Genomic DNA, 20,206 nt, shown 5'->3' on the forward strand with positions numbered 1-20,206 from the left:
CTTTCAAATCGGATCCCCCTCCCCCAGCCCGCCCACACCCCTCCCACCAGGGTTTTTGACAATCGTTTCCATTTTTGATGAAAATGGATGTCATGAACGTACGACGCCTCATACCCGCCGCCGCCCTCGCCGGAGCCGTCGCCCTCGGCGCCACGGCCCTGACCGCCTGCTCCGGAGCCGGTGCCGCCGAGTCCGGTGGCAAGGACGACAAGGACGGCAAGCTCGACGTGACGGCGTCGTTCTACCCGATCCAGTTCCTCGCCGAGCAGATCGGCAAGGACCACGTGAAGGTCGACACCCTGACCAAGCCGGGTGTCGAGCCGCACGACCTGGAGATCACCCCGAAGCAGACCGCGCAGCTCGCGGACGCCGATGTGATCCTCTACCTCAAGAGCCTCCAGCCCGCCGTGGACAAGGCCGTCGCCCAGTCCGGCGTGAAGAACGTCGTCGACGCCGCCACCCTCACCAAGCTCGAGGCCCACGCCGCCTCCGGCCACGGCCACGAGGCCGAGGCCGAGGGCGAGGGCGAGGCGGACCACGACCACAGCCGCGGCGAGGCCGGCGCGGACCCGCACGTCTGGCTCGACCCCGCCAAGTACGCGGAGATCGCCAAGGGCGTCGGCGCGGCCCTGGAGAAGGCCGACCCCGGCCACGCCGCCGACTACAAGAAGAACACCGACGACCTCGTCGCCAAGCTGACCGCCCTGGACACCGAGTTCAAGGACGGCCTGGCCAACACGGCTACCAAGACCTTCATCACCACCCACTCCGCCTTCGGCTACCTCGCCGAGCGCTACGGCCTGGACCAGGAGGGCATCTCCGGCGTCGACCCCGAGTCCGAGCCCAGCCCCGCCCGGATGAAGGAGCTCCAGGAGATCGCGAAGAAGGACAATGTCTCCACGGTGTTCTTCGAGACCCTGGCCAGCGACAAGACGGCGAAGAGCCTCGCGGGGGACACCGGTCTGAAGACCGACGTCCTCGACCCGCTCGAGGGAATCACCGACAAGTCCCAGGGCGCTGACTACTTCGAGGTCATGCGCTCCAACCTGAAGAACCTCCAGAAGGCGCTCGGAGCCAAGTAGATGACAGCAGCAGTTACGGAGGCGCGAGCCATGCAGACCCTGCCCGGGCAGGCCGCTGACCAGCCCGTCATATCCCTGCGCGGGGCCACGGCCTCGCTCGGTTCGCGCCCCGTGCTGCGCGGGATCGACCTCACCGTCCGCCGTGGTGAGGTCGTCGCGCTGCTCGGCGCCAACGGCTCCGGCAAGTCCACCGCCGTCCGCGCGATCGTCGGCCAGGTCCCGCTCACCGAGGGCTCCCTGTCGCTCTTCGGCACCGACTTCAAGCGCTTCCGCGACTGGTCGCGCATCGGGTACGTCCCGCAGCGCACCACGGCGGCCGGCGGCGTCCCGGCCACCGTCCGCGAGGTCGTCTCCGCCGGACGGCTGGCCCGCAGCCGCTTCGGCCTCCTGCGCAAGGCCGACCGGGCCGCCGTCGACCGTGCCCTGGCCCTCGTGGACATGGACGGGTACGCCGACGTCTCCGTCAACGCCCTCTCCGGCGGCCAGCACCAGCGCGTGCTCATAGCCCGGGCGCTCTCCGGGGAGCCGGAGCTGCTGCTCATGGACGAGCCCATGGCGGGCGTCGACCTCGCCAACCAGGAGGTCCTGGCGACCGCCCTGCGCGAGCAGGTCGCCGTCGGCAGCACCGTCCTGCTGGTCCTGCACGAGCTGGGCCCGCTGGAGCCGCTGATCGACCGGGCCGTGGTCCTGCGCGACGGCTGCGTCGTCCACGACGGCCCGCCCCCGGAGGCCGTCGGCCAGCACGCCCTGCCCGGCCACGACCACGTACACCCCCACGCGGCGCACGACGCCGAGCCCCTTCGGACGGGACTGCTGAGCTGATGGACCTCTTCGACCACGCCTTCATGCAGCGGGCGCTGATCGCCGCCGCCCTGGTGGGCGTCACGGCGCCGGCCATCGGCACGTACCTGGTCCAGCGCCGCCAGGCCGTCATGGGCGACGGCCTCGGCCACGTCGCCATGACCGGCGTCGCCCTCGGCTTCGTGCTCAACAGCAGCCCGGTGTGGATGGCCACCCTGGTCGCCGTCGTCGGCGCCGTCGGCATGGAGCTGATCCGCTCCCGCGGCAAGACCAGCGGCGACGTCGCCCTCGCCATGCTCTTCTACGGCGGCCTCGCCGGCGGCGTGATGATCATCAACGTGGGCGGCGGCTCCACGACCAACCTGCTCAGCGCCATGTTCGGCTCGATCACCACCGTCGCCGCCGAGGACGTCACCGCGATGGCGATCCTCGCCGCCTTCGTCCTCGCCGTCACCATCGGTCTGCGCCGCCAGCTCTTCGCGGTCTGCCAGGACGAGGAGTTCGCCAAGGTCACGGGCCTGCCGGTACGCGCGCTGAACCTGCTGATCGCCGTCACCGCCGCGGTCACCGTGACCGTCGCGATGCGGATCGTCGGCCTGTTGCTGGTCAGCGCCATGATGGTGATCCCGGTCGCCGCCGCGCAGCGCCTCACCCGCGGGTTCGCCGCCACGCTGGGCGGGGCCGTCGCCATCAGCCTGGCCGTCTCCCTGACCGGCACGGCCACCACGTACTACGTCAACGCACCCTCGGGCGCCATGATCGTACTGCTCGCGATCGCCGTGTTCATGGCGCTGACCGCGCTCTCCGCTCCCCTGGCCCGCCGACGGGCCAGAGCCGCGGTCGCGGCGGAGGCCGTCTGCACTCGGGACGATGTGAAGGTCTAGCGGGCTGGCACAATGGCCGCAGGCCGATACGAGGAGGAACCGGTGGCGACTGCGCCTGGCGAGACGAATGCCGCGCCAGTACGAGGACGATCCACCCGGCAGCGGGCCGCCGTGGCGGCGGCGCTGGACGAGGTGGACGAGTTCCGCAGTGCCCAGGAACTCCACGACATGCTCAAGCACCGCGGCGATTCCGTGGGCCTGACCACGGTGTACCGCACGCTCCAGTCGCTCGCGGACGCCGGCGAGGTCGACGTCCTGCGCACCAGCGACGGCGAGTCCGTCTACCGGCGCTGCTCCACCGGGGACCACCACCACCACCTGGTGTGCCGCAAGTGCGGCAAGGCGGTGGAGGTGGAGGGCCCGGCCGTGGAGAAGTGGGCCGAGTCCATCGCGGCCGAGCACGGCTTCGTGAACGTGGCCCACACCGTGGAGATCTTCGGCACTTGCGCCGACTGCGCGGCCGCCGGCTAGACGGCCGCTTGGACCCGGCTCGGGTTCCGGTACGGCGGATCCCCGCCCGTGATGTCCGTGGACGGGGATCTCAGGGGGCGGGTTTCAGCCGCTCGCGCCGGGGCCCTCGGGCTGGTTGGGGACGGCGCCGCCGAAGCGGCGGTCGCGCTGGGCGTACTCCAGGCAGGCCTGCCACAGGTTGCGACGGTCGAAGTCCGGCCACAGCACGTCCTGGAAGACCATCTCGGCGTACGCGCTCTGCCAGAGCAGGTAGTTGGAGGTGCGCTGCTCGCCGCTCGGGCGCAGGAACAGGTCCACGTCCGGCATGTCCGGGTAGTACATGTACTTGGCGAAGGTCTTCTCGTTGACCTTCGAGGGGTCCAGCCGGCCGGCCGCCACATCGCGGGCGATGGCCTGCGCCGCGTCCGCGATCTCCGCGCGGCCGCCGTAGTTGACGCAGAAGTACAGGGTCATCGCGTCGTTGTCGACGGTCTGCTCCTGGGCCACCTGGAGCTCCTGGACGACCGACTTCCACATCTTGGGCATGCGGCCCACCCAGCGGATCCGGATGCCGAGCTCGTTCATCTCGTCGCGACGGCGCCGGATGACGTCGCGGTTGAAGTTCATCAGGAAGCGGACCTCGTCGGGCGAGCGCTTCCAGTTCTCCGTCGAGAAGGCGTACAGGGAGAGGTTCTTGACGCCCATCTCCAGGCAGCCCTTGAGCACGTCGAGCACGACGCCCTCGCCGACCTTGTGGCCCTCGGTGCGCGGCAGACCGCGCTCCTTGGCCCAGCGGCCGTTGCCGTCCATGACGACCGCGACGTGGTTCGGGACGAGCTCACCGGGGATCTTCGGCGGGCGCTCACCGGACGGGTGCGGCTCGGGAACCTTGTACTCGCGGCGAGAGCGCCCCAGAATCCCGCGTCGTGCCATGTGCCCAGCTCCTATTTCTCGACGTATCGCAGGGAGCGTAGCCCGCGCTCCAGATGCCAGTGCAAATAGGCGGAGACCAGCCCGCTGCCCTCCCGCACGTGACGCGCCTCGCACGCGTCGGCATGGTTCCAGTCGCCCGTCAGCAGGGCGCTGAGCAGGGCGATGGCCTCCGACGAGGGTACGACGCTGCCCGGCACCCGGCAGTCCCCGCATATCACTCCGCCCGCGGCGACGGAGAAGTGCCGGTTGGGGCCGTGGATCCCGCACTTCGCGCAGTCCTCGAAGCTGGGCGCGTAGCCGTTGACGGCGAGGGAGCGCAGCAGGAACGCGTCGAGGATGAGGTGGGGTTCGTGTTCGCCGCGCGAGAGCGTGCGCAGGGCGCCGACGAGCAGCAGGTACTGCTGCACGGCGGGCTCGCCCTCGTTCTCGGCGAACCGCTCGGCGGTCTCCAGCATGGCGGTGCCGGCGGTGTAGCGGGCGTAGTCGGTGACGATGCCGTTGCCGTACGGGGCGATGATCTCGGTCTGCGTGCAGAGCGGCAGGCTGCGCCCGATCAACTCGTTGCCGCGGGCGAAGAACTGCACGTCGGCGTGGGAGAAAGGTTCCAGCCCGGCGCCGAACTTGGACTTGGTGCGCCGCACGCCGCGGGCGACGGCCCGCACCCGGCCGTGGCCGCGGGTGAGCAGCGTGATGATGCGGTCCGCCTCACCCAGCTTCTGGGTGCGCAGCACGATGCCATCGTCGCGGAACAGACTCATGCGCCCATTGTCACCCGCACCGCCGACAGCGACGGCCCCCCGCCCGGAGTCCGGGCGGGGGGCCGTCACCCCTTGGGAGGTTCAGGAGGCGGGGGTCTCCGCCTCTTCGGCCTTCTCGGCCTTCTCGGCCCTGGGCTCCTCGGCCTCGGCCTTGCCGGCCTGCTCCCCCTTCTCGGCGTCCGCCGGGGCGGCCGTCGGCTGGGCGGGCAGCCCGGCCGCGGGGACGGCCGGGACCTCGTCCTTGGTCAGCCCGTTGAAGATCAGGTTGAGGACGATGGCGGCCGTGGCGCCGAGGGTGACACCACTGTTGAGGAGCGAGGACAGGTCCGGGTCCATGTGCTTGGTGAAGAAGACCGGGACGGTCGCGGGGAGCAGGGCGAAGGCCAGGGAGACGCCCACGATCAGGGCGTTCTTCTCCTCCTTCAGGTCCACCTTGGCCAGGGTCTGGATACCGGCGAGGGCGACCATGGCGAACATGACGGTCGCGGCGCCGCCGAGGACCCCGTGCGGGACGGCGGCGACGATCGCGGCGGCCTTCGGCAGCAGACCCAGGATGATCATGAAGACACCGGCGGCCACGACCACGAACCGGCTCTTGACCTTGGTCATCCGCACCAGGCCGACGTTCTCGGCGAAGGCGACGTACGGGAAGGAGTTGAGGACACCGCCGAGTGCGGTCGCGGCGCCGTCGGCACGCAGGGCGCGGGCCACGGTCTCGCTGTCGACGTCCTTGCCGACGATGTCGCCGACCGCGTACGTGTCACCGGTCGTCTCGACCATGGTGATCAGCATGACGATCAGCATCAGCACGATCGGGAACCACTCGAACTTCGGGACGCCGAAGTGGAAGGGGGTGGTGACGCCGATCCAGTCGGAGTTGCCGACGTCGCCGAACTTCGCGTCCCCGAGGAGGAACGCGACCGCGGTGCCGCCGACCAGGCCGAGGAGGATGGAGATGCTGGAGACGAACGGCCGGCCGAGCTTCATCAGGACGAGGATGAAGAGCATCGTGCCGCCGGCGTACGCGAAGTTCTTCGGTTCGCCGAAGTCGGGGCTGCCGAGGCCGCCCGCCGCGTCGTTGAGGCCGACCGGGATCAGGACGATGCCCAGGACGGTGATCACGGTGCCGGTGACGACGGGCGGGAACAGCCGCATGACCGTCCGGAACGCCTTCGCGGGCAGCCAGGCGAACGCGAAGGTCGCGATGCCGGCGGTGATGACCGCGCCGTAGATGACCAGCAGTGCGGCCGTTCCGCCGCCCGCGCCGAGGCCGATGGCGATCATCGGGGAGACGGCGGTGAAGGTCACGCCCTGGATCAGCGGCAGTCGCGCGCCGATCCGGCCGATTCCCCAGGCCTGGATGATCGACGCGATACCGCAGGTGAAGAGGTCCGCGTTGATCAGGTAGACCAGCTGTTCAGGGCTCAGCTTCAGCGCGTTGCCGACGATGATCGGAACGATCACCGCACCGGCGTAGAACGCGAGTACGTGCTGGAAGCCGTACAGCGCGAGCTTGGGGAGGGGGAGCACCTCGTCGACCGGGTGCGTGCTCTGCTGTCCGTCGTCGGAAAGCCGGGCGGCGACACGTGCCATCTCTGCCTTGCCCTTCAAGAGGTGAGGTAAGTGAGAGGAGATCTGGTTATCCCTGGGCGAAGTGGGTCGCTAACCCGTTGATCCGCCAGGGTTGTCAGTGCGTTCACGTGAATCGAAGCCTTGGCGTGTTACCGACGGCCTCTTGTCGTGTGACCGGAATTGAACGCCTGTGAAGGGCCTCACAGATATCGTCGACTTCCACAAACTGTTGACGCTACCGGCGGCCAGATCTGTAGGTTTCTCCAGTGGTGCAGCACAGGGTGGAGGCGTACAGGGGAAACCTCACACAGAGGGCCGTTGCCGCTGCACGACTGCGAAGCCCCTCCGGTCTGACCTGCGCGTACATCCCTCACCTGGATACGGACGGGCAAACTCGAAGGGTTCGCTCCGGCAGTCCAAGGGGTGGACGGTCCGGGCACGGAGCGATCGGCTCCGCGGTTCAACGGACCTGTGGAACTCTCGGAAACCGGCCCCGCGTGGCCGGATCGTTACGCGTGACGAGCCCGTTTCGGGCCGTTCCGCGGACGGCGGCTACGGCGCGCGCACCGCCGACAGGAGCCGGGCCACCTCGTCCGCGTCGATGCGCAGCGCCGCCCCGACGGTGGAGAGCACCTCGCGCTCGGCGGGCAGGTACGGGCCGTCCGAGAGGGCGATCCGCGCGCCCTGGAGCAGGATCGACTCGCGGCCGGGGCCCGCCAGGTGCGGGGCCAGCGGCTCCAGGGCCTCGTGCAGCTCGATCGCCAGCGCGGCCCCGCAGCACTCCGGGACGTCGTACAGCCCGAGCCGCCCCTCGTCGGTGGAAAGCGCCTCCACGAGGGACTCCAGCTGCTCCTCCGTGCACTCCTGGAAGCCCGCGGCGCGTACGGCGCTCACGGCGGCCTCCAGCGCGCTGCGCGAGCCCGTCCCGCCCGCGGCGAGCACCGCCAGCGCCACCGTGTGCACGGCGTCGCGCAGCATGGCGGTGAAGCGGGTGGTGGTGAGGTGGTCCAGGACCTCGGTGGCGAAGCGCTCCCGGCAGCCCTGGCACTCGACGATCGGCCCGGCGCTGCCGCGCGGCAGCAGCGGCACTCCGAGGACGGTGAAGCGGCGGCGCCCGGTCCGCCGTCGGTAGTTGCGGTCCCCACCGCAGGCGGGGCAGAAGAACTCCCCGTCGCCCACGGTGCTCCAGGTGGTACGGATGCCCCAGACCGTCAGCTTCCGGCCGTCCCCACCCCGAACTGGCAGCACGTCGCACCTCCGTCACCATCCGGCAGCATCGCCGGTTGGCGTGATGTTAGCCACATCGGTGAGGATGCGTCAGTCGTGTGACAAGACAACATGTCGCGGGAGGCGGACTTGGCCGGTCTGCGCCCCCGCCCTCCCCCGCCGCCTCCGGGTTTTCCCTACCCTCGGCCGCATGAACGAGAAGTCCTGTCTGGTGACCGGCGCCGCGAGCGGTATCGGACGCGCCACCGCCCTGCTGCTGGCCCGCTCCGGGGGCCGGGTGACCGCGGCCGATGTCAACGCCCCGGGCCTGGAGGCCCTTCGTGCACAACTGGCCGAAGAGGGCCACGGGATCACCGTCACGACCGGTGACGTCTCCGATCCGGACGCCAACCGCGCGATGGTCGCCGCCGCGGTCGGGGCGTACGGGCGGCTCGACGTCGCCGTGGCGAACGCCGGGGTGCTTCCGCTCTCGGACCTACGGGAGACCAGCCCCGAGGACTGGGACCACGTCATGGCCGTCGACGGCCGGGGGATGTTCCTGACCTGCAAGTACGCCATCGAGGCGATGACCGCCCAGCCCCGGCCCGGCGGGTCGCTGGTCTGCGTCTCGTCGATCTCCGGAGTGGCCGGGCAGGCCCGGCAGGCGGCGTACGGGCCCGCGAAGTTCGTGGCGTCGGGGCTGACCAAGCACCTCGCGGTGGAGTGGGCCGCGCGCGGGATCCGCGTCAACGCGGTGGCCCCCGGCACCATCCGTACGGAGCGGGTGATCGCGCTGGCGGACGAGCCGGGCGGGCCGGAGTACCTGGAGGAGATGGCGGGGGCCCACCCGATGGGCCGGCTCGGCGAACCGGAGGAGGTGGCCCGGGTCATCGCCTTCCTGGCCTCCGACGCGGCCTCGTTCGTCACGGGCGCGATCCTGCCCGTGGACGGCGGCTACCTGGCCCGCTGAGGCGGGACCGGGCCGGCCGGTCCGGGGCCGGGGCCGGGGAACGGCCGGGAACGGCGGAACCCCGCCCCTCCGGAGGGAGGGACGGGGTTCACGTACGCACGTACGGGGGATCAGCGGCCCGCGCGGTTGACGGCGGAGATGACCGCCTTCAGGGAGGCGCGGGTGGTGTTGGCGTCGATGCCGATGCCCCACAGGACCCGGCCGTCGATCGCGCATTCGATGTACGAGGCGGCGACGGCGGAGGCGCCCTCGCTCATCGTGTGCTCGGTGTAGTCCAGCAGGCGGGCGTCGACCCCGATGCCGGCCAGCGCGTCGAAGAAGGCCGAGATCGGGCCGTTGCCGGTGCCGTCCAGGACCGTCTCGACGCCGTCCACGACCGCCTCGACGGTCAGCGTGTCCGTGCCGTCCTTGTCGGTGGCGGTGGAACCGGAGCGCAGCTGGATGCGGCCCCACGGGTTCTCGGGGTTGGGCAGGTACTCGTCCTCGAAGACCGACCAGATCGCCTTCGGCGTGACCTCTCCGCCCTCGGAGTCGGTCTTGGCCTGGATGATCCGGGAGAACTCGATCTGCATGCGGCGCGGCAGGTCCAGCTTGTGGTCGTTCTTCAGGACGTACGCGATACCGCCCTTGCCGGACTGCGAGTTGACCCGGATGACCGCCTCGTAGGAGCGGCCGACGTCCTTCGGGTCGATCGGCAGGTACGGGACCGCCCACTCGATGTCGTCGACCGTCTTGCCCTGGGCGGCCGCGTCGGCCTCCATGGCGTCGAAGCCCTTCTTGATGGCGTCCTGGTGGGAGCCGGAGAAGGCGGTGTAGACCAGGTCGCCCGCGTAGGGGTGGCGCGGGTGGACCTCCATCTGGTTGCAGTATTCGCTGGTGCGGCGGATCTCGTCGATCTGCGAGAAGTCGACCTGCGGGTCGATGCCCTGGGAGAAGAGGTTCATGCCCAGGGTGATCAGGTCGACGTTGCCGGTGCGCTCGCCCTGTCCGAACAGGCAGCCCTCGATGCGGTCGGCGCCGGCCATCAGGGCCAGCTCGGCGGCGGCGACGGCGGTGCCGCGGTCATTGTGCGGGTGGACGGAGATGCAGATGTGCTCGCGGCGGGTCAGGTTGCGGGCCATCCACTCGAAGCGGTCCGCGTGGGTGGACGGCGTCGAGCGCTCCACGGTGGCGGGCAGGTTCAGGATGATCTCGCGGCCCTCGGACGGCTGCCAGACGTCGCAGACGGCCTCGCAGACCTCCAGGGCGAAGTCCAGCTCGGTGTCGGTGAAGATCTCCGGGCTGTACTGGTAGCCGAAGGTGGTCTCGGGGCCCAGCAGCTTGTCGGCGTACTCCATGACCAGGCGGGTGCCGTCGACGGCGATCTGCCTGATCTGCTCCTTGGAGCCGCGGAAGACGACCCGGCGGAAGGTGGGCGCGGTCGCGTTGTACAGGTGCACGGTGGCGCGCTTGGCGCCGACCAGGGACTCCACGGTCCGCTCGATCAGGTCCTCGCGGGCCTGGGTCAGTACGGAGATGGTGACGTCGTCGGGGATAGCGCCCTCTTCGATGATGGAGCGCACGAAGGCGAAGTCGGTCTCGCCGGAGGACGGGAAGCCGACCTCGATCTCCTTGTAGCCCATGCGCACCAGCAGGTCGAACATCTCGCGCTTGCGGGCGGGGGTCATCGGGTCGATCAGCGACTGGTTGCCGTCGCGCAGGTCGGTGGACAGCCAGCGGGGAGCCTTGGTGACGCGGGCGTCCGGCCAGGTGCGGTCCGGGATGTCCACCTGCTCGTACCGGCCGTACTTGTGGACCGGCATCCCGGAGGGCTTCTGGGAGTGGGTCGCGTTCGTGATGGGCGTGGGGCGACCGATGAAAGGCTGCTGGCTCATGGCGTGGGGCTCCTCGCGTGTCCGCGGTAGTTCGCTGGGACGGCCGACGGCGGTCGCAAAAACCGCAACACCAAACTCCGCGGGGAGGGGGCCGGCCTACGACTACAGACCCTCGCCGCGGCAGCTAAGGAGAAGCAGCCCGATACGCATGATGGGCCGAGCCTAGCCGAGCCGCGCCGTAACGCGAGGACCTGTTTCAGTATGCAAGACCGTGGGGTCCGATTTGTACCCCGCGTGAGTCAAGACTCTTTTGTTACGTAAAGTCGGTTCGATCCGTCAACCCGCCGCCGCCCCTTTCAGACAACTGAATGAATCATGGTCGCGGCTAGTGACAGCGTCGTGACCCACTGCCACATTGCCGGGCATGGATGCCTCCCGTACCCCCCGCCACCCCGTCTTCTGCACGGTCGTGCCCCCGCACCTCCTCGACCGGATCGCCCGCTCCGAGGACCCCCGGCGCGCCCGCGCCGCCCTGAACACCCTCGAGCGCGACTCCCTCCTGCGCACCCGGCGCCGGGTCACCACCGTCCAGGGCGTCGCCTCCGCCCTGGGCGTGGTCGCCTCCGACGACCCGAACCGGACGATCTACGACGCGCGGCACCGGACCCGGCTGCCCGGCACGAAGGTGCGCGCGGAGGGGGACCCGGCCGGCCAGGACGCCACGGTCAACCGGGCGTACGCCGGGCTGGGCGCGACCTTCGAACTCTTCCTGAAGGGCTTCGGCAGGCACTCGATCGACGATGCCGGGCTGGCCCTGGACGCGACCGTCCACTACGGCGAGGACTACAACAACGCCTTCTGGGACGGGCAGCAGATGGTCTTCGGCGACGGGGACGGGGAGCTCTTCCTCGACTTCACGGTGTCGCTCGACGTCATCGGCCACGAGCTGGCCCACGGAGTCACCCAGTACACGGCGAACCTCGAGTACTACGGCCAGTCCGGAGCGCTCAACGAGTCGATGTCCGACGTCTTCGGATCGCTGATCAAGCAGTACTCGCTGGAGCAGTCGGCGGAGGAGGCCGACTGGCTGATCGGCGCCGGCCTGCTGGGCCCCGCCGTCGACAGCGGCCAGGCCCTGCGGTCGATGAAGGCGCCGGGGACCGCGTACGAGGACGACGAGCTCGGCAAGGACCCGCAGCCCGCCACGATGGACGACTACGTGCGGACCTCCCGCGACAACGGCGGCGTGCACATCAACTCCGGCATCCCCAACCACGCCTTCTACCTGCTGGCGACGGAGCTGGGCGGCAAGGCCTGGGAGCGGGCGGGCCGGATCTGGTACGACACCCTGACCGGCGGGGAGCTGGCGGCCGACGCCGACTTCGCGGACTTCGCCCGGCTGTCGGCGGCGGCGGCCGTGAGCCGGTTCGGGGACGGGGGCGCGGAGCACCGGGCCCTGCAGAAGGCGTGGTCGACGGTGGGCGTCCCGCTGGGCGGGTAGACGGTCCCCATGCGTATCGAAGTGATCAGGACGGGCGGTTTCGCGGGCATCGAGCGCCGGGCGGAGGTGGACACCTCGGGCCGGCCGGACGAGGCCGAGTGGCGGGCCCTGGCCCAGCGGGCGCTGCGGCCCGCTCCGGCCGGGGGCGGTCCGGTGCGGGACGGGTTCTCGTACCGGATCACGGTGGACGGACGGACGGTGTCGTGCCAGGAGCCGAACCTGTCGGACGCCCAGCGGACGCTCGTCTCGCGGATCCTGAAGGAAGGCGCCTAGGGGGTGTCTGGCGGGTGTCCGTGGGGAAGGAGCGGCGTCCGGTGCGTGCTTTCGGCGTGCCGGGCAGGGGCGCGGTAACCCGGATGACCGGGCGGCGCCCCTTTGCTTGGATGGCCGGATGACCGACCACATGATCGATCCGATGCTGTCCGAGCTGGAGCGCTACTACGACACGGTTCCGCGGGTGGGCGGGGCGCGGGCCGAGGACTTCGGGCCGCTGACCCTGTTCGTCCAGGAGGGCGCGGGCTGGCAGTACTACGCGCGGCCCGCGCTCGGCGGCGCCGGGCCCGCCGCGGGCACGGCCGGCGCCGCCGACGTGGTGCGGGTGCTGGCCCGGCAGCGGGAACTGAAGGTCCCCGAGTCCTTCGAGTGGGTGGCCGAAACCAGCCCCTCGCTGCGGCCCGCCGTGGAAGCGGCGGGGCTGCACGTCCACGCGCATCCGCTGATGGTCCTGGACCCGGCGGCGGCAGCGGCCCCCGCACATCCGGACGTACGGCTGCTCGACGCGGACGATCCGCTGCTCGCGGCGGCGGTGACGGTCCCGGCGCTGGCCTTCGCGGCTCCCGGGACGGCCGTGGGCGAGGCGGGGCCCGAGCAGCTGGCGGCGGCCCTGGCCGGGCCGGAGGCGGAGGAGCGCCGGGCCCGGGTGGCCGGAATGATCTCCTCGGGCCGTACCGTCGTGGCCGCGGCCGTACGGGACGGCGTGGTGCTGTGCGCGGGCCAGTACAACCCGGTGGGTGACGTGGCCGAGGTGGTGGGCGTCGGCACGCTGCCGTCGGCGCGCCGCCGGGGCCTGGCCCTCGGGGTCACGGCGGCCCTGGTCGCGCGGGCGCTCGAGCGCGGCGCCCGTACGGTCTTCCTGTCCGCCGGGGACGAGGACGTGGCCCGCGTGTACGGACGCGCCGGCTTCCGGCGCGTGGGCACGGCGCTGATCGCGGAGCCGTCCGCCTGACAACCCGGCGGGTTTGCCGGAACGGCAAGGATATTTGCCCGTCCGGATGGTACCGGCGCAGCATCGGCCGTATCGGCAGACCCTCCCCCGGCTACCGCTGGGGGACCCCATGGAAGAGGCCCCCATGTCCGACCACCACCACAGCCACCAGCAGGAACCCGCCGCCGGCGAGGAGTTCTGGGACGCCCGCTACAGCGAGAGCGACCGCATCTGGAGCGGCAAGCCCAACCAGGTCCTGGTCCGCGAGGCCTCGGACCTCACCCCCGGCCGCGCCCTCGACATCGGCTGCGGCGAAGGGGCCGACGCGGTGTGGCTGGCCCGCCAGGGCTGGCAGGTCACCGGCACCGACATCTCCGGGGTCGCCCTGGAGCGGGCGGAGCGGCACGCCGAGGAGGCGAAGCTCGCCGACCGCACCGCGTGGGAGCGGCACGACCTCGCGGAGTCCTTCCCCGCCGGGGAGTTCGACCTGGTCTCCGCGTGCTTCCTGCACTCGTACGGGGACTTCCCCCGCGAGCGGATCCTGCGCACGGCCGCCGCGGCCGTGGCCCCCGGCGGGGTCCTGCTGATCGCGGGCCACGCGGGCGGTCCCTCGTGGGACCCGGACAAGCACGCGGAGATCGACTTCCCGACCCCGGAGCAGGTGCTGGCGTCGCTGGAACTGCCCGAGGGGGGCTGGGAGGTCCTGCTCGCCGAGGAGCACCTCCAGCCCATGACCGGCCCCGACGGGCGGCCCGGCACCCGCCCGGACAACGCGCTGAAGGTCCGCCGGCTGCGTTAGACCGGACGCCGGCGGACGCCGTGGTCAGAAGCCCAGCTTGCGCAGCTGCTTGGGATCCCGCTGCCAGTCCTTGGCCACCTTCACGTGGAGGTCGAGGAAGACCGGGGTTCCGAGCAGCGCCTCGATGTGCTTGCGCGACTTCATCCCGACCTCCTTCAGCCGGGCGCCCTTCGGGCCGATGATGATGCCCTTCTGGCTCGGCCGCTCGATGTAGACGTTGGCGTGGATGTCGAGCAGCGGCCGGTCCGCCGGGCGGTTCTCCCGCGGGATCATCTCCTCGACGACCACGGCGATGGAGTGCGGGAGCTCGTCCCGTACGCCTTCCAGCGCGGCCTCGCGGATCAGCTCGGCGACCATGACCATCTCGGGCTCGTCGGTGAGGTCGCCCTCCGGGTACAGCGGCGGGCTCTCCGGCAGCAGCGGCGCGATCAGGTCGGCCAGCAGCTGGACCTGGCTGTCGCCGACGGCCGAGACGGGCACGATCTCGGCCCACTCGAAGCCCAGCTCCTCGGCGAGCTGGTGGACGGCGATCAGCTGCTCGCCCACCACCTTCGACTCGACGAGGTCCGTCTTGGTGATGATGGCGATCTTGGGGGTCTTCTTGATCCCCGCGAGCTCCTTGGCGATGAACTTGTCGCCGGGGCCGAGCTTCTGGTCGGCGGGCAGGCAGAAGCCGATGACGTCGACCTCGGCCCAGGTGGTGCGCACGACGTCGTTGAGGCGCTCGCCGAGCAGCGTGCGCGGCTTGTGCAGGCCGGGCGTGTCCACGAGGACGAGCTGGGCGTCGGGGCGGTGCACGATGCCGCGGACGGTGTGGCGGGTGGTCTGCGGCCGGTTGGAGGTGATCGCGACCTTGGTGCCCACGAGTGCGTTGGTGAGGGTCGACTTGCCCGCGTTGGGGCGGCCGACGAAGCAGGCGAAGCCCGCACGGTGCGGGCTGGTGGACTCGGGGGAACGATCGCTCATACGGGCCATTCTCCCCGATGCGGCCCCCAGCGCCGACCAGGCCGTGGCGGCGAGCAGGGTCCCGCCCGCGAGGAGGGTGCCGAGGAAGGGGTGTGCGGCGTAGGCGGCACGGCCCTGAGCTGTGGTTCCGCCGTCCACGGCGCGCACCGTCAGCTCCGCGTGTTCCGCGGCGGGCGGGTCCTCCCAGCGGGCGTGGAGCCGGACTTCCTGGCCCGGCAGCAGTTCGGCGGGCAGCCCCGTGAGGGGCCGGCCGGGCAGCGGTCTGCCGAGGGCTCCGGCGGCGGTGAGGGCGGCGCGGGGCCGCAGGGTGACGTTGCCGATGTTGTGGAGCGTGTAGGCGACCCGCGCGCCAGAGCCCTCCCGGTGGACCGAGACGTCCCGGACGACGAGGGCGGGGGCGGTGGGGCCGGTCACCCGCAGGTACACGCGGGCCGCGACGGCCTGCTGGACGCCGATGCCCTGGGCCGTGGCGGCGGGCCGGTCCTCCAGGGCCACGATGGCTCCGGGGTGGTCGCCCGGCTCCGCGCGGTCGGGGACGGCGAGGGTGAAGGCGACGCTGACCGAGCCGCGGGCCGGTACGGTGACCCGCTCCCGGTCGAGCTTCGCCCACGCGGCGGCGGCCAGCCGCGGCTCCTCGGGGCCGCGGACGGCGAAGCCGCCGTCCCGGGGGGTGTTGTACGCGTCGGCGGCGTAGAGCCGGAAGGTGCGGGGGCGGTCGGTGCGGTTGGCGACGGTCACGGAGTCGGTGACGGACTGGCCGGGGGCGGCGGCGAGGTAGAAGTAGGGCCGCTGGCCGACGGTGTTGGCGGCGGGGAGCACGGACCACTGGCCGTTGTCCGCCGCGCCCGCCGTCCCGGCGGGGGCGAGGAACAGCGCGGCGAGCACGGCCACGGCGGCCGCCGCGCGGGACCGGGCCCCGCCGCGCCCCTTCACGACAGCGTCAGGGTCAGGACCGCCGAGTACGCGCCGGGAGGGGTGTACCGCGGGACCTGGAGGCTGACCGCGGCGCCGACGGTGAAGGTGCCGCCGACCAGCGCCGCGTCGGGGGTGGAGGCCAGCACCGCCCCCTCCGGCCCGACCGTGCCCGCGCTGCCCGCCGTACAGGGGCTGGGGCTGCCCGGTTCGGCGGTGCACGAGGGGGTCCAGGAGAGGGAGGCGCCGGGGATGCGGACCCCGCCGGGGCCGGTGAAGTCGGTGACCTTGCCGATCAGGGACCAGCCGGCCGGGCCGCCGCGGGCGTCGTTGACGGTGACGGTCCCGATCCGGCCGGGCGCGGACCCGCCCTCTCCGTAGGCCACGGCGCCCAGGGCGATCTCCTCGCCGTCCTGGGTCATGCCGAGGGCGCCCGGCTCGACCGTGGCGGTGAGCTTCTGGGTGCCGGGCGGCGGGGCGGCGTCCACGACCGCGTCCACGACCGCGTACGCGGCCGGGCCCGAGCCCAGCCCGGACGACCAGGCCGCGCCCTCGTACGCGACGACCGCGGTGGTGGCCGTGTCGGACACCGGCAGCTCCGCGAGGACCGTGCCGAGCTCGTCCGCGGTGGCGGCCACCCGGTCGGCGGTCCCGGCGGCGCCGGCCCGCCCGGCGACTGTGACGGTGGCGCCGGGGGTGAACCCGGCGGCGGTGACCTTGACCTTGTCGCCGGGCTTCCCGTGGGCGGAGGCGAGGAGGACGCGGCGGAGGTTGGCCGTGGGCAGCGGGGTCGCGGTGAGGCGCTCGGCGACGGGGGGCGCGGCCGCGGCCGTGCACACGGTGTCGAGGCCGAGCGGCCGGCCGGTGTGCAGGGTGTAGGCGCCGGGGGCCAGGGTGATCTCGCCGGGCTCGGTGACGGTGAAGGTGCCCGTCATGGTGACGGGCGGCAGGGGGGCTCCGGCCGGGACCGGCTCTCCCCCGGCAACCGCCGGGAGGTGCCCGCGGCGCTCCACCCCGACCACGGTGACCTCGCCGCTCTGGGCGCCCGCGATCAGGACCCGCCCGGTCGGGGTCAGCGCGTCCGCGGGCAGGTCGCCACCGGTCGGGTTGACGGCGGGGGTGGCGACCACCTGGTAGGTCACGGTGACGGTGTCGCCGACCCGCGGCGCCGGTTCGTCGACGCTGATCCGGGCGGCGGTCGGCCCGTCGGCGGGCGGGAGTCCGGCCTCCTGCGGCGGCAGGCACTGGGTCGGGAACTCCACCTGCCCCGGCAGTCCGACGGCCGGACCGGCGTCCTCGGCGGCCGCCGGTGCGCTCAGCGCGCCCCCGGCCGCGGCGGCGAGTACGGCCATGCCCACGGCCGCCGACCATCTGCTGCGCGCCCCTGTTCGCACTGCCCGCCCCCTGGGTTCCGTCGCCCCGACAGGGGGCCATTCACGAGCGGGCGGCGGAAGAAGTCAATGCGCGGGTCCGGCAGCAACTGATGGCCCATCAGGAGATGGCAGCGAAGAGGGCAGCGGGGGGACGGCCGGCGCACCGCCCGCCTCGCGGAACGTGCGCCGGTAGGCCGTCGGGCTCACCCCCAGCGCCGCCTGCACGTGCTTGCGCAGCGACTGCGCCGTCCCGAAGCCCGCCTCCCGCGCCACCTGCTCCATCGCAGTTCCGTCCGCTCCAGCAGCCGCCGGGCCCGCTCCACCCGCTGGCCGAGGATCCACTGGCCGGGGCTGACCCCCGACTCCTCCCGGAACCGGCGCGTGAAGGTCCGTACGGACACGGCCTCCTGGCGGGCCAGGTCGGTCAGGCGCAGCGGTTCGTGCAGGCGGTCCAGCACCCAGGCGCGGACCGCCGCGGTGCTGGCGAGCTGCGGCTCGGGCATCGGGCGCTCGATGAACTGCGCCTGCCCGCCGTCCCGGTGCGGCGGTACGACGGTCCGCCGGGCCACCTCGTTCGCGACGGCCGCGCCGTGGTCGCGGCGCACGATGTGCAGGCACAGGTCGATCCCGGCGGCGACGCCGGCGGAGGTGAGCACGTCCCCGTCGTCGGTGTAGAGCACGTCCGGGTCGACCCGGACGGCGGGGAACAGCGTCTGGAAGTGCTCGGCGGAGGCCCAGTGGGTGGTGGCCCGGCGGCCGTCGAGGTATCCGGCGGCGGCGAGCACGTAGCCGCCGGTGCAGATGGAGACGAGCCGGGTGCCCGGCCGGATGTGCGCGAGGGCCGCGGCGAGCTCGTCGGTCAGCCGGCCGTGCTCGTGGACCGGCCCGAGTTCGTAGGAGGCCGGCACGACCACGGTGTCGGCGGTGGCCAGCAGCTCCGGGCCGTGCTCGACGTGGATCGCGAAGTCGGCGTCGGTCGGCACCGGCCCGGGGGCGAGCCCGCAGGTCAGGATCGCGTAGAGGGGCCGCCCGGCGGGATCCTTGGCGCGGCCGAAGATCCGGTGCGGAATGCCGAGCTCGAAGGGCAGCAGCCCGGCGAGGGCGAGTACGACGACGCGGTGGGGCGGGGCGTGCGGCTCCATGGCCCGATCATATCGAAGCATGACAGTCAGGCCACTGTCGTGAGGCATCCCGTGGCCGGAAGCTGTCGGGGTGACACAGACCGCCGCCGCCTCCACGGCCACCCCGCGCACTCCCCGGCAGGCCGGGCGCGTCCACCGCGCCTGGTTCGTCGCGGCCGTCGCCTTCGTGACGATCATCGGCTCCGCCGCCTTCGCCTCCCTGCCCGGGCTGCTCATCGAGCCGCTGCACGAGGAGTTCGACTGGTCGCGCGGCACGATCGGCTTCGCCGTCTCCGTCAACCTCGCGCTGTACGGGATCACCGCACCCTTCGCGGCGGCGCTGATGGACCGCTTCGGCATCCGCCGGGTCGTGGCCCTGGCCCTGCTGGTCATCGCCGGCGGCTCGGTCGCCACGGTCTGGATGACCGCCGCCTGGCAGCTGGTGCTGTTCTGGGGCGTCCTGGTGGGCCTGGGCAGCGGCTCGATGGCCCTGGCCTTCGCAGCGACGGTGACCAACCGGTGGTTCACCGCCCGGCGCGGCCTGGTCACCGGGATCCTGACGGCGGCCGGGGCCTCCGGCCAGCTGGTCTTCCTGCCGCTGCTGTCCTGGCTGGTGGAGGACCACGGCTGGCGCCCGGCGGCGGTCACCGTGTCCCTCACCGCGCTCGCCGTGGTCCCCTTCGTGTGGCTGCTGCTGCGCGACCACCCGGCGGACGTGGGCCTGGCCCCGTACGGGGGCACGTACGCGCCGAAGCCGGCCCCGGTGCCGGGCGCCGCCCGCAGGGCGCTCACCGTCCTGTCCAAGGCGGCCCGGACCGGGCCGTTCTGGCTGCTGGCCGGCACCTTCGCGATCTGCGGGGCCTCCACGAACGGCCTGGTCAAGACCCACTTCGTGCCGGCGGCCCACGACCACGGCATGCCGGTGACGGCGGCGGCCGGACTGCTGGCGGTGATCGGCGTCTTCGACGTCATCGGCACCGTGGCGTCGGGCTGGTTCACCGACCGCTTCGAAGCGCGGCGGCTGCTGGCGGTCTACTACGCCCTGCGCGGCGTCTCGCTGCTCTTCCTGCCGATGCTGCTGGCCCCGGCCGTGCATCCGCCGATGATCTTCTTCATCGTCTTCTACGGCCTGGACTGGGTGGCCACCGTCCCGCCGACCATCGCCCTGTGCCGCGAGCACTACGGCGAGGACGGGGCGATCGTCTTCGGCTGGGTGCTGGCCTCGCACCAGGTCGGCGCGGCCGTCGTCGCCTTCCTGGGCGGCCTGGCGCGGGACGTCTTCGGCTCGTACGACGTCGTCTGGTACGCCTCGGGAGCGCTGTGCGCGATGGCGGCGCTGATGTCGATGGTGATCCGGCGCCGCCCGGCTCCGGCCAAGACGGCCGTCCCGGCCGGAGCGTAGGACCGCGGGCCGTCAGCCGGCGGGGGTGGTGGACTTCAGGGTGCCGTCCGGGCCCGCCAGCAGCACCGGGGTGCCGGCGCCGCCCAGGTCGCGGACGGCCGCGAGGTCGGCGTCGGCCGGGGCGTCCGCGGAGCTGACGACGGCGGCGGCCTCGAGCGAGCCGGCCCCGCTCGCCACGGCCATCGCGACGGCGGTCTGGAGCGCGCTCAGCTTCAGGGAGTCGAGCTCGACCGTGCCGGCCACGTAGGTGCGGCCCGTCTCGTCGCGCACCGCCGCACCCTCGGGCACCCCGTTGCGGGCCCGGGCGCTGCGCGCCAGCGTGATGATCTTGCTGTCCTCGGGGTCGATCCCGGTGGTGTCGGTCATGGGCGAAGCATATGGAGCGTCTGGGCGGGGCCGTACGACGGCCCCGCCCAGACGCTCTCCCCTCCGCTCCCCCGGTCCCCCCTGCCCCAGGG

The 20,206-nt window shown here is 72.3% G+C and carries 18 protein-coding genes and 2 pseudogenes; 10 read left to right on the forward strand and 10 right to left on the reverse strand.

Annotated elements, in window-relative coordinates:
* Window positions 1-92 precede the first annotated feature (92 nt).
* The 4 genes from ACTVZO_RS14730 to ACTVZO_RS14745 are packed head-to-tail and all read left to right on the forward strand — an operon-like array spanning window position 93 to window position 3,238.
* Complete coding sequence (locus ACTVZO_RS14730) at window positions 93-1,082, forward strand: metal ABC transporter substrate-binding protein (protein ID WP_443298821.1); 990 nt, start codon at window positions 93-95, stop codon at window positions 1,080-1,082.
* A gap of 30 nt (window positions 1,083-1,112) precedes the next feature.
* Window positions 1,113-1,904, forward strand: coding sequence for a metal ABC transporter ATP-binding protein (locus tag ACTVZO_RS14735; protein ID WP_443303177.1), 792 nt, complete (start codon window positions 1,113-1,115; stop codon window positions 1,902-1,904).
* Window positions 1,904-2,767, forward strand: a complete 864-nt coding sequence (locus tag ACTVZO_RS14740; protein ID WP_443298822.1) for a metal ABC transporter permease — start codon at window positions 1,904-1,906, stop codon at window positions 2,765-2,767. Before ACTVZO_RS14735 ends, ACTVZO_RS14740 begins: the two co-directional genes overlap by 1 nt.
* A gap of 42 nt (window positions 2,768-2,809) precedes the next feature.
* Entirely contained in the window at window positions 2,810-3,238 is a 429-nt protein-coding gene (locus tag ACTVZO_RS14745; RefSeq protein WP_069920211.1) for a Fur family transcriptional regulator, read from the forward strand.
* An 84-nt stretch (window positions 3,239-3,322) separates the two neighbouring features.
* Here ACTVZO_RS14745 and ACTVZO_RS14750 read toward each other — a convergent pair whose 3' ends face one another.
* The 4 genes from ACTVZO_RS14750 to ACTVZO_RS14765 form a co-directional block, all read right to left on the reverse strand.
* The gene (locus ACTVZO_RS14750; protein WP_443298823.1) at window positions 3,323-4,150 is read right to left on the reverse strand and encodes an isoprenyl transferase; all 828 of its coding nucleotides are present in this window, start codon (window positions 4,148-4,150) and stop codon (window positions 3,323-3,325) included.
* Between the two features lie 11 nt (window positions 4,151-4,161).
* A complete protein-coding gene (gene recO, locus ACTVZO_RS14755; RefSeq protein WP_443298824.1) occupies window positions 4,162-4,908 on the reverse strand; it encodes a DNA repair protein RecO in 747 nt (248 codons plus the stop codon).
* An 81-nt stretch (window positions 4,909-4,989) separates the two neighbouring features.
* Window positions 4,990-6,501 carry a nucleobase:cation symporter-2 family protein gene (locus ACTVZO_RS14760; RefSeq protein ID WP_443298825.1) on the reverse strand — a complete coding sequence of 504 codons (1,512 nt, stop codon included), beginning with the start codon at window positions 6,499-6,501 and terminating at the stop codon, window positions 4,990-4,992.
* 531 nt (window positions 6,502-7,032) lie between these two features.
* The gene (locus ACTVZO_RS14765; RefSeq protein ID WP_443298826.1) at window positions 7,033-7,728 is read right to left on the reverse strand and encodes a TerB family tellurite resistance protein; all 696 of its coding nucleotides are present in this window, start codon (window positions 7,726-7,728) and stop codon (window positions 7,033-7,035) included.
* 169 nt (window positions 7,729-7,897) lie between these two features.
* Between ACTVZO_RS14765 and ACTVZO_RS14770 the strand changes: the two genes are divergently transcribed.
* The gene (locus ACTVZO_RS14770; protein ID WP_443298827.1) at window positions 7,898-8,656 is read left to right on the forward strand and encodes an SDR family NAD(P)-dependent oxidoreductase; all 759 of its coding nucleotides are present in this window, start codon (window positions 7,898-7,900) and stop codon (window positions 8,654-8,656) included.
* A gap of 110 nt (window positions 8,657-8,766) precedes the next feature.
* On the opposite strand, the gene leuA is transcribed toward ACTVZO_RS14770, so the two are convergent.
* Window positions 8,767-10,530: a 2-isopropylmalate synthase gene (gene leuA / locus ACTVZO_RS14775; RefSeq protein WP_443298828.1), complete on the reverse strand. Its 1,764-nt coding sequence runs from the start codon at window positions 10,528-10,530 to the stop codon at window positions 8,767-8,769.
* Between the two features lie 364 nt (window positions 10,531-10,894).
* Here leuA and ACTVZO_RS14780 point away from each other — a divergent pair, with 364 nt between their 5' ends.
* From ACTVZO_RS14780 to ACTVZO_RS14795, 4 genes are all read left to right on the forward strand, one after another.
* Window positions 10,895-11,971 (forward strand): M4 family metallopeptidase, encoded by a 1,077-nt coding sequence (locus ACTVZO_RS14780; protein ID WP_443298829.1) that lies wholly within the window; start codon window positions 10,895-10,897, stop codon window positions 11,969-11,971.
* Window positions 11,972-11,980: 9 nt separating this feature from the next.
* The gene (locus ACTVZO_RS14785; protein WP_443298830.1) at window positions 11,981-12,244 is read left to right on the forward strand and encodes a protealysin inhibitor emfourin; all 264 of its coding nucleotides are present in this window, start codon (window positions 11,981-11,983) and stop codon (window positions 12,242-12,244) included.
* A gap of 118 nt (window positions 12,245-12,362) precedes the next feature.
* Complete coding sequence (locus ACTVZO_RS14790) at window positions 12,363-13,196, forward strand: GNAT family N-acetyltransferase (RefSeq protein ID WP_443298831.1); 834 nt, start codon at window positions 12,363-12,365, stop codon at window positions 13,194-13,196.
* Between the two features lie 124 nt (window positions 13,197-13,320).
* On the forward strand, window positions 13,321-13,974 hold the full coding sequence (locus ACTVZO_RS14795; RefSeq protein WP_443298832.1) for an SAM-dependent methyltransferase: 654 nt from the start codon (window positions 13,321-13,323) through the stop codon (window positions 13,972-13,974).
* A 24-nt stretch (window positions 13,975-13,998) separates the two neighbouring features.
* Here the strand turns inward: ACTVZO_RS14795 and era are convergent, their stop codons facing one another.
* The 4 genes and pseudogenes from era to ACTVZO_RS14815 all read right to left on the reverse strand — a co-directional run bounded on the left by era (window position 13,999) and on the right by ACTVZO_RS14815 (window position 18,367).
* Window positions 13,999-14,949 carry a GTPase Era gene (era, locus tag ACTVZO_RS14800; RefSeq protein WP_251064360.1) on the reverse strand — a complete coding sequence of 317 codons (951 nt, stop codon included), beginning with the start codon at window positions 14,947-14,949 and terminating at the stop codon, window positions 13,999-14,001.
* Between the two features lie 498 nt (window positions 14,950-15,447).
* A pseudogene (locus ACTVZO_RS14805) lies at window positions 15,448-15,873 on the reverse strand (WxL protein peptidoglycan domain-containing protein); the annotation flags it as partial.
* Complete coding sequence (locus tag ACTVZO_RS14810) at window positions 15,870-17,204, reverse strand: beta-xylosidase (protein WP_443298833.1); 1,335 nt, start codon at window positions 17,202-17,204, stop codon at window positions 15,870-15,872. The pseudogene ACTVZO_RS14805 and the gene ACTVZO_RS14810, both read right to left, overlap by 4 nt.
* A gap of 105 nt (window positions 17,205-17,309) precedes the next feature.
* Window positions 17,310-18,367: pseudogene (locus ACTVZO_RS14815) on the reverse strand (GlxA family transcriptional regulator).
* Between the two features lie 70 nt (window positions 18,368-18,437).
* On the opposite strand from ACTVZO_RS14815, the gene ACTVZO_RS14820 reads away from it, so the two are divergent.
* On the forward strand, window positions 18,438-19,748 hold the full coding sequence (locus ACTVZO_RS14820; RefSeq protein ID WP_443298834.1) for an MFS transporter: 1,311 nt from the start codon (window positions 18,438-18,440) through the stop codon (window positions 19,746-19,748).
* Between the two features lie 12 nt (window positions 19,749-19,760).
* Here ACTVZO_RS14820 and ACTVZO_RS14825 read toward each other — a convergent pair whose 3' ends face one another.
* On the reverse strand, window positions 19,761-20,114 hold the full coding sequence (locus tag ACTVZO_RS14825; protein WP_443298835.1) for a cytidine deaminase: 354 nt from the start codon (window positions 20,112-20,114) through the stop codon (window positions 19,761-19,763).
* Window positions 20,115-20,206 lie beyond the last annotated feature (92 nt).

Source organism: Streptomyces sp. IBSNAI002, assembly GCF_052244475.1.
Taxonomy (GTDB): Bacteria; Actinomycetota; Actinomycetes; order Streptomycetales; family Streptomycetaceae; genus Streptomyces.